Source organism: Streptomyces profundus (assembly GCF_020740535.1).
Lineage (GTDB): Bacteria > Actinomycetota > Actinomycetes > Streptomycetales > Streptomycetaceae > Streptomyces > Streptomyces profundus.
Genome location: NZ_CP082362.1, coordinates 7,041,385 through 7,056,194, shown reverse-complemented (window position 1 = coordinate 7,056,194; position 14,810 = coordinate 7,041,385). Strand labels below are relative to the sequence as shown.

Here is a 14,810-nt window from a genome sequence, read left to right as displayed (position 1 = left end):
TTGACGGACCCCAGACGACGCGTGCCGCGCACCGACGCGCTGCTGGCCGATCCCCGACTCGCCGCCGCCACACGCCGGTTGGGCCGTGCGCTGGTCCGCGGGGCGGTCGCGGAGGCGCTGGCCGGGGTGCGGGCCGGCGCGCTGGCGCCCGAGGCAGCGGCCGAGGCGGCGCTGGCCGCGCTGCCGCCCACCGCCACCGCGCTGCTGCCGGTCATCAACGCCACCGGCGTGATCGTCCACACCAACCTCGGCCGGGCGCCGCTCTCCGCCGCCGCCCGCGAGGCCCTGCTGGCCGCGTCCGGCACCACCGACGTCGAGTTCGACCTGGCCACCGGGCGCCGGGCCCGCCGGGGCACCAGCGCCCTGGCCGCCGTCGCCGAGGCCGTGCCGGAGGCCGAGGCGGTCCATCTCACCAACAACAACGCGGCGGCCCTGGCGCTGACCGCGACCGCGCTGGCCCAGGGCCGCGAGATCGTGGTCAGCCGGGGCGAGTTGGTGGAGATCGGCGACGGGTTCCGGCTGCCCGACCTGCTGCGCAGCACCGGCGCGCGGCTCCACGAGGTCGGCACCACCAACCGCACCCACCTCGCCGACTACGCGAACGCCCTCGGGCCCGACACCGGCTTCGTCCTCAAGATCCACCCGTCCAACTTCACCACCACGGGCTTTGTCTCCTCGGTGCCCGTCGCGCGGCTGGCGACGCTGGACGTGCCGGTGGTGCACGACATCGGCTCCGGGCTGCTGCGTCCCCACCCCGCGCTGCCGGCGGAACCCGACGCGGCGACCTCGCTGGCCGAGGGCGCCGCCCTCGTCACGGCCAGCGCCGACAAGCTGCTCGGCGGCCCCCAGGCCGGGCTGCTGCTCGGCCGCGCGGACCTCGTCGGCCGCCTCCGCGGCCATCCGCTGGCCCGCGCGCTGCGCGTCGACAAGCTCACCCTGGCCGCGCTCGAAGCCACCGTCCGTGGCCCCGAACCCCCCGTCCGCCAGGCCCTGTCGGCCCGCGCGGGCGACCTCGGCGACCGGGCCGAGAGGCTCGCCGAGGCGCTGCGCGCCAAGGGCGTCGCCGCCGAGGCGCTGCCGAGCGAGGCGCGGGTCGGCGGCGGGGGCGCGCCGGAGGTGGTGCTGCCCAGCGCCGCCGTCGCCCTGCCCGCCGCCTTCGCCGCGCCGCTGCGCGCCGGGCGCCCGGCGGTGGTCGGCCGGCTGCGCGCCGACCGGCTCCTCCTCGACCTGCGGGCGGTGCCGGCGGACGAGGACGAGACCCTGCTGCTGGCCGTCCTCGCCGTCCAGGACGTCCAGGACGAGCCGGCGACCGGCTGAGCGATGACGCCGCACCGGGAAGCCGCCGCACCGCCCGCCCCCTCCTTCGTGTTCGCCACCGCCGGGCATGTGGACCACGGCAAGTCGACGCTGCTGCGCGCGCTCACCGGCAGCGACCCCGACCGCCTCGCCGAGGAGCGGCGGCGCGGCCTCACACTCGACCTGGGCTTCGTCTGGACCACCGCGCCCAGCGGCCGGACGCTCGCCTTCGTGGACGTGCCGGGCCACCACCGCTATCTGGCCACCGCGTTCGCCGGGGTCGCCACCGCGCCGGCCGTGCTGCTGGTGGTCTCGGCCGACGAGGGCTGGCGCCCGCAGACCGAGGAACACCTCTTGGCCCTCGACGCGTTCGGGGTGCGCGCCGGACTGCTCGTGGTGACCAGGGCGGATCTCGCCGACCCGGCCGACGCGCTCGCCGAGGCACGGGCGCGGACGGCCGGCACCGGGCTCGCCGAAGCCCCCGCGCTCGCGGTGAGCGCCCGCACCGGAGCGGGGCTCGACGCGCTGCGGGAACGGTTGGACGCGCTGGCGTCCGCGCACCGGGCGCCGGCCCCCGACGCTCCGGTGCGGCTCTGGCTGGACCGGGCGTTCACGGTCGCCGGCGCCGGCACGGTGGTGACCGGCACCCTCACCGCCGGCACGCTCGCGGTGGGCGACACCCTGGAGCTCGCGCCGGCCGGCACCCCGGCCGTCGTGCGGGGCCTGCACTCCCTCGGCCAACGCGTCGCCCGGGTGGCGGGGCCCGCCAGGGTCGCCGTCAACCTCCGTGGCATCGCCGCCACTTCGGTGCGCAGGGGCCATGCCCTGATCACCCCGGAGAGCTGGTGGCGCACCGACACCGTGGACGTCCGCCTCGCACACCGGACCGCGCCGCCCGAGGCGCCGCCCCGTCAGGGGCCACGGCTGCCCGCCGAACCGCTGGTGCACTGCGGCACCGCCCAGACCGGTGCCCGGCTCCGGCCGCTCGGCGAGCTGGCCGCGCGCCTCACCCTCCGGGTGCCGCTGGATCTGCGGGTCGGGGACCGGCTGCTGGTGCGCGACCCGGGATCGCGGCTGCTGCTGGGCGCCACCGTGCTCGATGTGGACCCGCCCGCGCTGCGCCGCCGGGGCTCGGCCGCCGAGCGTGGCCGCCGGCTGGCGCAGCTCGCCGAACCGGCCGACACCGCCGCCAGGCTGCGCGCCGACGGGCTCGCCCGCCGCGCCCGACTCACCGCGATGGGCTACCCGTTGGACACCGTGCCCGAGGCGCGGACGGCCGGGCCCTATCTGCTCGACGCCGGGCGTCTGGAGGGGTTGCGCACCGCGCTGGGCGACGAGGTCGACGCGTACGCCGCCGCCCACCCGGCCGACCCCGGGCTGCCGTCGACGGTGGCCCGACGTCGCCTGGCGCTCCCCGACGACCTGCCGCTGGCCGCCCTGGCCGAGGACGGGCTGACCGTCCGCGACGGCAGGGTCTACCGCGCGCGGGACGCGGAACGGCTGCCGGCGCCGGTGGCCGCCGCCCTGGACGGGCTGCTCGCCGATCTGACGGAGGCGCCGTTCCGCGCCCCGACCCGGGAGCGGCTCGAAGCGCTCGGCCTGACCGCCGACGCGCTGGCGCTGCTGGTGCGGCGCGGCCGGCTGGAGCGGATCGGCACGCTCCATCTCCCGAGCGGCGCCAGGGCCCGAGCCGCGGCGCGACTCCGCGCGCTGCCCCAGCCGTTCACCGTCGGCGACGCGGCCCGCGCGCTGGCCACCAGCCGCCGGGTCGCGGTGCCGCTGCTGGAGGCCCTGGACGCCGAAGGCAGCACCCACCGCCACCCCGACGGCCGCCGCACCACCCCGGAAGGGCCGGTCAGGGACGGCGGCCGTAGCGGGCCCCGGCCCGCTCCGTGAGGGTGCGGCGGCAGATCTTGCCGGTGGGGCCGTAGGGCATGGCCTGGACCGACAGCAGGTGCTCGGGCAACTTGCGCTTCTCCAGGCCCCGTTGGCGCAGCAGGAACACGTTCAACTCGGCCAGCGACGGCGGGGGCGTCCCCGGGGCCGGACGGACGCAGGCGCAGAGGCGTTCGCCGAGGTCCGGGTCGGGAACGGGCACGCAGGCGGCCTCGGCGACCGCCGGATGGGCGCCGAGCTCCCGTTCCACCTCGGCGGCGCTGATGGTGTACCCCCCGCGCAGCACCACGTTCTTGATCCGGCCCAGCAGGAAGAGCCGCCCTCGTTCGTCCAACAGGCCACGGTCCCCGGTGCGCACCCAGCCGTCGTCGGTGCGGTAGCGGGCGTCGAGTTCGGGGGCCGCGACATAGCAGAGCGGCGTCATGGGCCCCCGGGCGAGGATCTCGCCCGGCTCGCCCGGCGGCAGCGGCCGGCCGTCGGCGCCGGCGATCCGGATGGCGGCGACCGACGGGTCCGGCACCCCCACACAGCCGGCCGCCGCCTCCGAGTCGGCGGCCGGCGTATGGCAGTTGACCCCGTCCGACGAGCCATAGACGGTGATCACCGGGCGGTTGAAGCGGCTGCCGCAGAGCCTGGCCGTCTCGCGGGGCAGATCGGCGCCGCTGGAGACGACGGCGGTCACCGAGGTGAGGTCCTCGTCGGCGGCCGGAGGCGTGTCGGCGAGCCGGCGCAGCATCGTCGGCACGGCGAACACCCGCGTCGGCCGGTGCGCGGTGACCATCGCGAGGGCCCGGCGCGGTTCGAAGGCGGGCTGGACGAGCAGCGTCGCGCCGAGCGCCGCCAGCGTGACGATCCCGCAGGAGCCGAAGGACGAGGCCAGCGAGACCAGCACCAGATGGCGGCCCGGCTCCCCGTCGGGGGCGAGGGCCCGGAGGTAGTTGGCCCGGCCGCCGGCCATCGCGTGATGGGCGTAGGCGACCATCTTGGGCTCGGCCTCGGATCCCGAGGAGACCAGCAGCCGGGCGGGCGCGGCGGGATCGACGTCGACCGGCCGCCAGCCACGGCGCGCCCCGGCGCCCAGCCACCGGGCGCCTGGACGGTCGGGCGTCGGGCAGAACACCGTTTCCAGATCCGGGAGTTGATCGCGCAGCGCGATGTCCGACGCGTCGGCGAAGACGGCGGCACGGGCCCGGGAGCGGCCCAACAGCGCGAGCGTGTCACGGCGTCCGCCGCCCAGCGGGTAGGGCAGGGCGACGGCGCCGATGGCGTAGACGGCGAGTTCGGCGGCGACCGCGTGCCGCCCGTTGGGCAGGCGCAGCGCGATCACGTCGCCGGCGCCGAGCCCCGCCTCGGTGAACAGGGCGCAGATCCGGCGGACTTCGGCGTCCAGGGCGGCGAAGTCAAGGCCGCCGCCCGCTGGTTCGCCGCACTCCACCACCGCCTGCCGCCTGGGATGGGCGCGGGCGCTGGCGTGGAAGAGGCCGTAGAGGTCGCGGTCGGGGCACCAGCCGCGCGCCACCCAGGAGGCGCGCGACGCGGACGGGACACGGTCGGGGAAGGCGACGCCGTTGCGGGAGGTCCAGGGCGCGCGGGTCGGGTCGAGGGTCACGAGAAGGTCCAGGGGGTGCGGGGGCGGGCGTGGCCGTCCGGCGGCGCCGGGGCGAGCGCCGCGCGGAAGGCCGGGTCGTGGGGCAGTGACGCCAGATCGGTGCTGACCGGTGTGGCCGGGACGCCGGCCTCGGCGAGCCGGTCCTGCCACTCCTTGGTGGCCCTGGCGCGAAACCGCGCGGCGATCGATTCGGGGGAGCTGCCGGTGGCGGCGGTGACCCGGGCCAGTTCGGCGCTCCGGCGCGCGTCGGCGGCGGTGAGGCAGAGCAGTCCGTCGGCGGTGCGCAGCGGGAGGTCGAGCGGCGTCCAGCGCGCCCGGGTCGGCGGGCGCTCCACCAGCCAGGCGGCGGAGTGCAGCGAGGACTCGACGCGCGCCCCCCGTCCGGTGTCGGCGCGCCCGAGCAGCGCGGCCAACACCCCGTAGGCGCAGAGCAGTCCGCCGAGCACGTCGGTCAGCGTCATCAGCGAGGGCGCCGGTGTCTCAGGGGCGGGGCGCAGCGCGGCGGCGAGGCCGCTGTGGACCTGCGCCAGATAGTCGGTGCCGATGGGCGGCGGGCCGGCGCCGAACGCGTCCCCGAACCCGGAGGCCCCGGCGTGGACCAGGTGCGGGGCCACGGCCCAGAGGTCGGCCGCCGCGAGGCCGAGCCGCTCGGCCCGGCCGGGCGCCCAGTTGTGGAGGAACACATCGGCGTCGGCGACCCGTTCACGCACCGCGCGCCGGCCGGCCTCGGTGCCGAGGTCGGCCTCGGCGACGGACTTGCCGTCGTTGAGCGCCAGAAAGCGCGCCGAGCAGTCGCCGACCAGCGGCGGCAGCCCGCGCATCGGGTCGCCGCCGGGTGGCTCGACCCGGATCACGTCGGCGCCGAGCAGCCGCAGCACATGCCCGGCCAGCGGGCCCTGCACGCGGCGGGTGGCCTCCACGACACGCAGCCCGGCCAGCGGTGCAGGCCCCGCCGCCGGCGGGAAGGGGGCGGGCACCGACGGGACGGGGGCCGGGGTGATCCGCAGCGGCGCGGGCGGATCGCCCGGACGCGGCTCGGCGGCGAGCGCCGCCAGGCTGACGCCGGTGGCGTCGGCCGCCCCGGTCAGCGCCGCGAGGGGCCGCCGCCGCGCGGCGTCCCGCAGGGCGGCGGGCAGCGGGCAGACGGCGGTGGCGAACCGCTGCTGGAACGGCGCCCAGCCGCGCCCGGCGAGCGCCGGCGGGACGTCGAGGCGCCGCCAGAACTCCCGCCAGGCGACCGGGTCCAGGGTCTCGATCTCGACCGGGACGCCCTCGGCCGACACCAGGGTCGCCAGGCCCGCCGCCCCCGTCGCCGGCTCCAGGGCCGGCTCCTCGGGCGCGGTGGCCGCGGCCAGATACTGGGTGAGGGAGAGCAGCGCGCCCTCGGCGACCGAGGTGGCGACGCGGTCGATCCGCAGCCCGCGCCGGCGCGCGAGCAGCGCCGCGCACACGCCCTGCGCGGCGAGGACGCCGGCCACGGTGGCGGCGTAGTCGACGGCGAGGGGGCGAGGCCCCCCGTGGGCCCTGCCGTGCACCTGCATGATGCCGCAGGCCGCCTGCACGGACCGTTCGTCCGGCAGCGGAAGGGCGACCGGGCCCGCCCAGTCGGTGCCGCTCGTCACGGCGGCGAGCGCGCCGGCCGGCAGCCGTGGCGCCAACGCGCCGAGCAGGCGCGCCGCGACCCGTTCGGCCACCGGCACGGTGGCCCTCCGAGGGCGCTGTCGGGTGGGCGGTCGCGGCAAGGCGGCGTCCTCTCGTCGTGCGGGCGCGGTACGGCGCGCGACGACGGCTCGTCCGCCGGGTCGCCGCGCCCCTCATCGTGCGGACGGGCACCGGGAGTTGGCCGCACAACCGGCGAGATCCACCCCTACGGGTGACGGGCTCGTGCACCGGAGCGGACGGGCGAGGGCGGGGACGGCGGCACCTCAGTGGGCTGAGAGCCGCAGCTCCCCGGCGTGGACCTCGCAGCGGACGTCGCCCGACTCGAAGGTGAGGTCCACCCGGCGGCGCCCGCTCCCCGGCTCGGACACCTCGTGGACCGCCAGCACCGTCTCGCCGAGGTGCGCGGCGAAGGGCGTCTCGCCGTCGGCGGGGGCCACCTCGACGCGGCCCCACTCCCCCAGGTCACGGCCCGCGTGCGGGGCCGTGTCCGCGACGATCAGGCACCAGTCGGAGCCAACGGTGACCTGAGTGGCGTCGCCCTCGGCGTCGATCAGCCACACGTCCAGCGGCCCCGACACCTCGGCGTCCCCGTGGTGCCGGGACACGACCACGCCCGCCAACCGCCGCCCCGCGAGACGGTGCGGACCGACCCCCGCGCCATGCAGGGGACACGCGACTGACTCACCGGACTCCACCCGACGACCGTACCTCCGGGGACGCCACCGGCCACCCGTCAGGTGTCCTCGAAGTGGTCATCGAGGTTGTCGGCGACCCGCTCCAGCAGGCCGAGCAACGTGGCGTACTCGGCCGGCGACAGGCCGGCCACCACGCGGGCCCGGAAGACGTCGACCCGCTCGGCGACCGCGGCGTGCCGGGCCCGGCCCTCCTCGGTGAGCGTGAAGGCGCCGCCGGCCGACGGCATCGCCCAGCCCCGCCCGACGAGTTGGTCGACGTAGGGGCGGACGGTGGGCTCCCGGGCGGAGAGGAAGGGCGCGAGCGCGTGGTCCAGCCCCTCGGCGCCGATCGGACCTCGGGCGAGGGTGGTGCACACCTGCCAGTGCCGCCGGCCGAGGCCCTCCTCGGCGAGCAGTCGGCCGAAGCGCTCCTCGACGCGCCAGTCGATGTGCTTGAGCCAGTAGCCCAACGGACGCCGGGCGTCGGCGGGAGGATCGTCCGTCATGGTCCCCGTTCCCCGGTTCTCGATACCGTGCACGCATGTCTTTTTACATGCACTTGTACGCTAACACGCATGGAACCGGATCAGGACGCGGATCAGGACGCGGAACAGGAACGGGCGTTGGTCGCGATCGAGCGCGCCATGATCGCCGTCCGGCGGAGCCAGACGCGCCGCGCGCTCGGCCGGCTCGACCAGGGCCTCGGCCCGGACGCGGTCGATCCGACGACCTTCGGCGTGCTGGACGCGGTGGAGGGCGTCGGGCGGCCGAGCACGGTGGGCGAGGTGGCCGCCGCGCTCGGCGTCGACCAGCCGAGGGCGAGCCGCCTGGTGACGCGCGCGGTCGACGACGGGCTGCTGGTGCGGCTGGCCGACCAGAGCGACGGCCGGCGCGCCCCGGTGGCGCTCACCGCCCTGGCCAGGGCCAGGCTGGAGCGGGTGCACCGCTTCCGCCAGGAGACGTTCGGCCGCGCGACGGCGGGCTGGTCCGACGAGGACCGCGTCACGTTCGCCCGGCTGATCACCTCGTTCGTCGACGCGCTCGGCACGGTCACGGAGCCCCCCGACCGGGGGTGACCGGCGCGCGGTAGGGGGCCCGCGCCCGGCAGAGTGGTGCCCGCAGCCGCCCCGACCGAACGCAGGGATCCGATGCCTTAGGAGTTCCGGCCGGCGCCGGAAGGGGTGGAGTTGGTCATCGGCGCGAACATCGGTTGAGCGGCGGGGAATCGCCCCCGGTGGCCGCCGGGTGGGGAGAGAAGGCGAAGAAGAAGAGAAGAATGGGCGACCGACGGCCGAGGAAGAGGGCCCAAGTCTGGGTAGCTACCGCAGGATGGGGAAATGAGGCTGGCGGAGGGGGCCACGTGGCGGTCCCGTGGACGCGCCGGGGAGATCCCGAGCACAGGACGGCATGAGGGAGTACCGCAGGAGCATGGCTAGCCCCTTCCGACTACGCACGGTCGAACTAGTGGGACGAGACGGCGAGTTGGCCGCTCTGTCGAGGGTGCTGCGGGAGGCGCGCGAGGGACGCGGCGGCATCGTCTTCGTCGCGGGCGAGCCGGGCATCGGCAAGACCCGGCTGACGGCCCAGGCCCTCGACGAGGCCAAGAACGAGGGCATGACGGTGCTGCGGGGGCGGTGTACCACCATCGGCCCCGCGGTCCCGTTCCGGCCGCTCACCGAGGCGTTGCTCTCGCTCACCAGGGCGGGCGAGGAGCCGCCGGCCGAGGTGCTCGGCCCCTATCTGCCGGTGCTGGGGCGCCTTGTGCCCGAGTGGTCGACGGGCGCCGACTGCGACGAGTCGCCCGTGGTGCTGGCCGAGGCCGTGCTGCGGCTCGCGGCGGCGCGCGGGCGCCGCCACGGCTGTCTGCTGGTGATCGACGATCTGCACGACGCGGACCCGGAGACCCTCGCCGTGACCGAGTACCTCGCGGCCAACCTCTCGGCGCAGCCGGTCGCCGTGGTCGCCACGGTGCGTTCGGCGCCGTCCGCCGCCTACGAGTTGGCGACCGCCGTCGCCCAGCGCCGGGAGGGCAGCCTGCTGCCGCTCGGCCGGCTCAGCCCCGCCGAGGTGCACACGTTCACGGCGTCCTGCCTGGGCAGCGCCCCGGCGGCGCTGCCCCGCCAGGTGTCGGCCGAGGTCTACGGCGACTCGCACGGAGTGCCGTTCGTGGCCGAGGAGTTGGTCCGCGGCATGCTCGCCGCCGGCCGGCTCGCCAGGACGGCGGACGACACCGGCTGGGAGCTGGTCAGCACCGAGCGGCCTGGGGTGCCGGTCACGCTGGTGCGGGTCGTCGAGGAGCGGGCGGCGCGGCTCGGCCCCGGCGGGGTGCGGGCGCTCTCCGTGGCCGCCGTCCTCGGCCGCTCGTTCCCGCTGTCGGTGCTGCGGCACTGCGCGGGCCTCGACGAGGCCCTGCTGCGGGAGCGGGTGCGCGCGGCGCTGGCCGAGGGGCTGCTCCAGCCGGACGAGGAGCGCGGCCCCGACTGGTACGCGTTCGCCCATCCGCTCGCCGAGGAGGCGCTGCTGTCGCTGCTGAGCCCCGCTGACCGGGCCGACCTCTCGACCCGCGCGGCGGACGCGGTGGACCGGCTGTATCCGGGGCTGCCCGGCACCTGGTGCCTGCTGGCGGCGCGGCTTCGCCGGCACGCGGGCGACCGGCCGACGGCCGCCGCGCACTATCTGGAGGTGGCGCGCCGGCTGTTGGCCCGCAGCGGCCCGGGCAGCGCCATCACCGTGATCGACGAGGCGCAGCTGATGCTCGGGGACGCCCCGTTCGCGCCGGTGCGCGGCGGGGTGCACCGGGAGCTGCTGGAGACGCTGCTGCTGGCGCTGGCCGACGACGGGCAGTTCGACCGCGCCGTCGAGGTGGCCGACCGGCTGCGGCGCGCCGATCTGGACGCGGAGCCGGCCGAGGGCGCCGACGTGTTCCGCCGGGTGGGGCTGCATGTGCGGCTCGCCTGGGCCGCCGAGGTCGCCGGGCGCTGGCAGGAGGGCCTGGCGCAGGTGGCTGCGGCCAGGGCGCTGCTGCCGGCGGCGGCGACCGAGCGGGACACCGCTGGGCTGGACGCGGTGGAGGCGTATCTGACGGTGTCCGACACCGCTCCCGACCGGATCGAGCGCAGCGAGCGGCTGGCGCGGCGCGCCATCGAGGGCGCACGGCAGTTGGCGGATCCGGCGTTGGCCTGCCAGGCGTGGTACGCGGTGGGCGCCGCCAGCCGGGGGCGGTCGCTGGCCGAGTCGGACCGGAGCTTCCGTCAGACGCTGCGGATCGCCTCGGAGCACGATCTGATGGGGTGGCGCGCGCACGGGCTGTTCGGGCTCGGCAGCAACGCGTGGCTGGCCGAGGGCGCGACGGACTCGCTCACCTACGCCTGGCACGAGGCGCTGCGCACCGGCTGCGTCAGCCTGGCGCACTACGCGGGTCAGCTGCTGGCCCTGGACGCGGCGCTGCGTTCCGACTTCGCCCGGGCGGAGGCGCTGGTGGCCGGGTCGCTCGACGAGACACGGCGGCTGCGGCTGCCATCGGTGACGCGGTATCTGCTGATGGTGCGCGCCGTGGTCGCCGCGCACCAGGGCAACCGGCCGGGGCTGCGGGCGACGTTGGCGGAGTTCAGGGCGCACGGCGGCGCCGAGTCCATGGAGGCGCCGCTGGCCCGCGGGCTGGGCGAGCTGTTCTGCGCGCTGCTGGAGGAGGACAGGGACCAGGCGCGGGAGGTGGCGGCCTCGCTGGCGGCGATGGCCAGGGCCGACGAGGGGAGCTTCTTCCATCTGACCGGGCCGCACGGCCTGGTGCTGCTGCTTGAGGTGCTGGACGGCCGGGCCGGGCGCGCCGAGTGCGAGCGGCTGGGGGCCGGGCAGGCCGGACGGCTGCGCTGGAACCGGCAGTTCGGCGGTCTCGCCGAGGCGGTGCTCGCCGGCCGGGAGGGGTGCCCCGAGCGGGCCGAGGCCGCGCTGCGGGCCGCGCAGGCGAGCGCGGAGCCGTTCCCCACGGCCAGGTATCTGGGACTGCGGCTGGTCGCCGAGGCGGCGCTCACCGACGGCTGGGGCGAGCCGAGGCGTTGGCTGGCCGAGGCGGAGGAGTACTTCCACCGGGCCGGGGTGATCGCGGTGGCCGGCGCCTGCCGGTCCCAGCTGCGCGGCGTGGGGGTGGTGGTGCGCCAGCGCCGCGCCGGCACCGACGGCATCCCCGACGCGTTGCGCGCGATGGGGCTCACCACTCGCGAGTACGACGTGTTCCGGCTGCTGGTCGACCGGTTGGGCAACAAGGCGCTGGGCGCCCGGCTGCATCTGTCGGTCCGCACGGTGGAGAAGCACGTGGCGAGCCTGTTGAGCAAGACCGGCACCCGGGACCGGGACCGGCTCTGCGACTTCGCGGCCGACTTCATGTCGGCCCCGAGGTAGGAGGGGCACGGAGAGGCGCGGGCCGGGCCCCGGGGGTGGCCCGGCCCGCGCGTTCGTAGGTCAGCCGATGTTCATGTTGATGCTGACCGATGTGGTGCCGGGCTCGGCGTTGAGGGTGGCGACGACCACCGCTCCGACGGTGGCTCCGGTGAGGATCGCCAACCGCAGTCTCGCCTTTCTGGCCTGGCCTCGCTCCGGGGTACGTTCCTGGTCCTCCGCTTTTGATCGGTCGTCGACCGGCTCGTTCGTCTGCTCGCCTGCCACGCTCTTCACGCTCCTTTTTCGGGGGCCTTCTCGGGTGCTTGGCGATGGTCTGGTGCTCCGGTGGTCCACCGGTGGTCATCAGGGGTGCGCTCGCCGGGCCGCAGCAGCAGCACGGAGGGCACGCGGCGGCCGAGGGCCAGCCGCAGCAGTCCGTGGCCCACTCCGGCGAGACCGGTCAGCAGCCCGGGGGTGGGGACGTGTCCCGGGGTGCCGCAGCGGGGTCCTCCCCGCTCGACCTGGCGCAGCAGCCGGGCGACCGCCGGATGCGCCGGCGGCCCCTCTCCCTCGTGCCACTCCACGAGCGGTTCGAGGACGCCGAGTTCGCCGTGGCACAGCGAGTGGTCGGCGAGCGGCGCGCGGTCGGCGAGCCGATCGAGGTACCCGAGGTGGGCACGGTGGGCGGCCCGGTCGACGACGGCGAGGCCGGCGAGCCCGGAGCACCAGCTGGGATCGTCGGGGGCGGGCGGCATGTCGTGGCCCCGCCCCAGGGCCAGGGCGACGCCGGCGCGTCCCCACAGGAAGCCCGCCGCGGCGGGCGGGGCGAGCCGGGCGCAGCGCGCGGTCAGCGCGCCGCGCAGCTCGGCCGCCTCGGCGAGGCCGGTCGAAACGTGCACCGCTTCGGCGGCGAGCGCGGCGCCGGCGAGCCCTTCGGCGACATCGGCGCGGTCGCAGGCCGTGCCGGCGGCGGCGAGCGCGGTGAGCGCCTCGGGCAGCGCGGCCGTCAACTCGGCGCTGTCCAGCAGCTCGGCCAGCCGGGCGGTGGCGTGGACGAGGCCGCCCACGCCGAGGAAGCCCCCGGGGCCGACGTCTGCGGCGAGCTCGGGATGGGCGGCCAGCAGCCGCAGCGTCGCCGGCAGCGGCCCCGTCACGGCCTGGGCCGCCGCCTCCAGATAGCGGCCCCCGCCGGTGGCGCGGCCCAGCTCGGCGAGGAACAGGGCGGTGCCGGGGTAGCCGTCGGCGAGGGCGGCGCCCTGCGGGTGGAGGAGCCAGCTCTCGCCCAGCAGGTGGAGGCCGAGCCAGTTGACGCGTCCGTCGCCGGCGTCGGCCAGCTCCAGCAGTTGGTCCCCGACGCCGGTGGCCAGCGCCAGGGCCAGCTCGGGTCCCGCGTCCGCCGGCGGTTCGGGGCCGGCGAAGGCGACGGGGGCGGAGGCGTGGTGGTGCGCGGGGGCCGGCCGCTGGGCGACCGAGGTCGACGGGGTCGCCCGACTCGGCAGAGTCGCCAGGGAGCAGTTCAGCAGCCACTCCTGGTGGCGCAGGTCCTTCTCCCCCATCCGGCGCCACTTGGCGCGGACCGCGTCGAGCCCGGTGACCGGCAGCAGCCCCGTGGCGGCCCGCCCCCTGGAGTCATGGACGGTCGTCGACCCCGGCGTCAGGGTGAAGAGCGGGATGTCGCCGTCGAGCAGGTCGGCCAGCTCGTACGGGGCCAGCGCCTGGGCCAGCGGACGCCCCGTGTCCTCGGAGAGCGCGGCGAAGGCGCGGCGCCGGCCGGCGAGATCGCGCAGCGTCTCGGGCCCGCTGGCCTCGGCGAGCGCCAGCGCGTACTCCTGGCTCGGCCGCGCCACCAGCCGCACCCTCTCCTCGGCGAAGCGGCTCAACAGCCCGCCGGGCGCGGTCAGTTCGGCGGCGTGGGAGACCAGCACGCGGTAGGCGGAGCGGAAGCCGTGCCGCAGCGCGGGGCCGTGCTCGGCGGGATCGACCTGGTGCGGGGCGGCTCCGGGGGCGGCGGCCAGGAACGGGCGGTTGGGCCCGCCGGGCCAGGGGAGGCGGCGGTGGGCGAGCCGCATCAGGTCGGTGCCGGGGCGGTGCCAGGCGGGCAGTTCGTCCGCGGAGAGCTGGCCGGCGCGGCCCCCGATGGCGGAGCTGTCCACGGCACCGTGCTCGCCGATGAGGGGCTGCGGCAGCACCGCCGTGCGGAGCACGGAGGCGGCCAACGCCCGGGCGGCCGGGTCGTGACCCCCGTCGGTGCGGGACGGCGCGGCGGGGTGGAAGAGCGTCTCCACATCCACCACCACGGGGTGCGCCCCGGCCGCGATGACGTTCTCGGCGTGGATGTCGACCGCGTCCACGGCGTAGAGAAGCGCGAGTTGGGCGCCCATCCTGGTGTAGAAGGTGGCGACCTCGGCGGGCGGGTCGCAGGGCGCGGCGGCCACGTACTCGGCCCAGCCATAGCTCCCGCACGGCAGCAGCCGGACGGCGCGCGGCGCCAGCTCGGGCCGCTGGTGGGCGAACCAGTCGAGCACCTCGTTCCAGCGGGCGTGCGGGCCGAGCGGCCTCGGCTTGTACACCAGCCGGCGCCCATCGTGGAACTCCAGCAGCGCGACGGTCCTGGCCGCGCCGTGCGAGTCGCCGAGGCCGAAGCGGGCGCGGACCAGCGGGCCGGGCGCCGTACCGTCGAGCAGCGTCGCGGTGAGCGCGGGGCGGTCGGCGCGCAGCCGGCCGACGAGTTCGGCCGCCGCCGCCACCACATCCAGGCAGCGTTGGCCCAACAGCCTTGCCAGCACGGGGTGTTGACGGAGCAGTTCGCCGAGCGCCGGGCGGACGGCGAGGGCGCGCATCGCCGCGTCGAACCGTTCGGCCGGGTCGGCGCCCGCCAGGGTGCCGGCGCGGCGGGCCGCCTGGAGCCGGTCGACCAGCGTGCGGCCGGCGAGCCGGGTCAGCTCGGCGGCCAGCCACCGCCGGGCTCCCGCCCAGACCGCCCGCACGTCGGCCGCCGTCCCTGGCCGCCGGGCGACGACGGCGGCGAACCGGGCGTCGGCGGCGGTCAGCAGCGGCCACAGCGGATGCAGCAGCCGGCCCTCCGGGCCCTGACCCGGCACGGCCCGCAACCGCCGCTCCCGCGGGTGCGTCTCGGTCGGAGCCAGCGTGATCGCGCGTTCCACCAGCCGCACCCACGGCGGTGGCCGCACTCCGGCGCCGCGCTCCTCCGCCGGCAGGGCGGGCAGCCACCACGCGTCCGGCGCGGCGGCGGTGGGCCGGGCGGCTGGCGGGGCGGTGACCGGGTGCATGGGACG

The 14,810-nt window shown here is 77.3% G+C and carries 10 protein-coding genes; 4 read left to right on the top strand and 6 right to left on the bottom strand.

The genetic code is table 11. The features are described from left to right. A complete protein-coding gene (selA, locus tag K4G22_RS29570; protein ID WP_228083532.1) occupies positions 1 to 1,317 on the top strand; it encodes an L-seryl-tRNA(Sec) selenium transferase in 1,317 nt (438 codons plus the stop codon). 3 nt (positions 1,318 to 1,320) lie between these two features. After that, entirely contained in the window at positions 1,321 to 3,192 is a 1,872-nt protein-coding gene (gene selB / locus K4G22_RS29565; RefSeq protein WP_228083531.1) for a selenocysteine-specific translation elongation factor, read from the top strand. On the opposite strand, the gene K4G22_RS29560 is transcribed toward selB, so the two are convergent. The 4 genes from K4G22_RS29560 to K4G22_RS29545 all read right to left on the bottom strand — a co-directional run bounded on the left by K4G22_RS29560 (position 3,152) and on the right by K4G22_RS29545 (position 7,643). Then, positions 3,152 to 4,801, bottom strand: coding sequence for a class I adenylate-forming enzyme family protein (locus K4G22_RS29560; RefSeq protein ID WP_228083530.1), 1,650 nt, complete (start codon positions 4,799 to 4,801; stop codon positions 3,152 to 3,154). The two genes, selB and K4G22_RS29560, sit on opposite strands and share 41 nt — an antisense overlap. Continuing rightward, the gene (locus K4G22_RS29555; protein WP_228083529.1) at positions 4,798 to 6,501 is read right to left on the bottom strand and encodes a CoA transferase; all 1,704 of its coding nucleotides are present in this window, start codon (positions 6,499 to 6,501) and stop codon (positions 4,798 to 4,800) included. The genes K4G22_RS29560 and K4G22_RS29555 overlap by 4 nt, the downstream gene beginning before the upstream one ends. A gap of 225 nt (positions 6,502 to 6,726) precedes the next feature. Next, positions 6,727 to 7,068 carry a hypothetical protein gene (locus tag K4G22_RS29550; protein WP_228083528.1) on the bottom strand — a complete coding sequence of 114 codons (342 nt, stop codon included), beginning with the start codon at positions 7,066 to 7,068 and terminating at the stop codon, positions 6,727 to 6,729. Between the two features lie 128 nt (positions 7,069 to 7,196). Further along, positions 7,197 to 7,643 (bottom strand): MarR family winged helix-turn-helix transcriptional regulator, encoded by a 447-nt coding sequence (locus K4G22_RS29545; protein ID WP_228083527.1) that lies wholly within the window; start codon positions 7,641 to 7,643, stop codon positions 7,197 to 7,199. 69 nt (positions 7,644 to 7,712) lie between these two features. Between K4G22_RS29545 and K4G22_RS29540 the strand changes: the two genes are divergently transcribed. Together K4G22_RS29540 and K4G22_RS29535 are read left to right on the top strand one after the other, a co-directional pair. Continuing rightward, positions 7,713 to 8,213 (top strand): MarR family winged helix-turn-helix transcriptional regulator, encoded by a 501-nt coding sequence (locus tag K4G22_RS29540; protein WP_228083526.1) that lies wholly within the window; start codon positions 7,713 to 7,715, stop codon positions 8,211 to 8,213. Between the two features lie 352 nt (positions 8,214 to 8,565). Beyond that, positions 8,566 to 11,535 carry an AAA family ATPase gene (locus tag K4G22_RS29535; RefSeq protein WP_228083525.1) on the top strand — a complete coding sequence of 990 codons (2,970 nt, stop codon included), beginning with the start codon at positions 8,566 to 8,568 and terminating at the stop codon, positions 11,533 to 11,535. Between the two features lie 60 nt (positions 11,536 to 11,595). On the opposite strand, the gene K4G22_RS29530 is transcribed toward K4G22_RS29535, so the two are convergent. Together K4G22_RS29530 and K4G22_RS29525 are read right to left on the bottom strand one after the other, a co-directional pair. After that, positions 11,596 to 11,799 (bottom strand): hypothetical protein, encoded by a 204-nt coding sequence (locus K4G22_RS29530; protein WP_228083524.1) that lies wholly within the window; start codon positions 11,797 to 11,799, stop codon positions 11,596 to 11,598. A 5-nt stretch (positions 11,800 to 11,804) separates the two neighbouring features. After that, a complete protein-coding gene (locus K4G22_RS29525; protein ID WP_228083523.1) occupies positions 11,805 to 14,804 on the bottom strand; it encodes a type 2 lanthipeptide synthetase LanM family protein in 3,000 nt (999 codons plus the stop codon). Positions 14,805 to 14,810 lie beyond the last annotated feature (6 nt).

Coding starts and splice junctions, on each gene's coding strand:
- K4G22_RS29525 (WP_228083523.1), bottom strand. CDS start 14,804: ATGCACCCGGTCACCGCCCCGCCAGCCGCCCGGCCCACCGCCGCCGCG.
- selB (WP_228083531.1), top strand. CDS start 1,321: ATGACGCCGCACCGGGAAGCCGCCGCACCGCCCGCCCCCTCCTTCGTG.
- K4G22_RS29545 (WP_228083527.1), bottom strand. CDS start 7,643: ATGACGGACGATCCTCCCGCCGACGCCCGGCGTCCGTTGGGCTACTGG.
- K4G22_RS29540 (WP_228083526.1), top strand. CDS start 7,713: ATGGAACCGGATCAGGACGCGGATCAGGACGCGGAACAGGAACGGGCG.
- K4G22_RS29535 (WP_228083525.1), top strand. CDS start 8,566: ATGGCTAGCCCCTTCCGACTACGCACGGTCGAACTAGTGGGACGAGAC.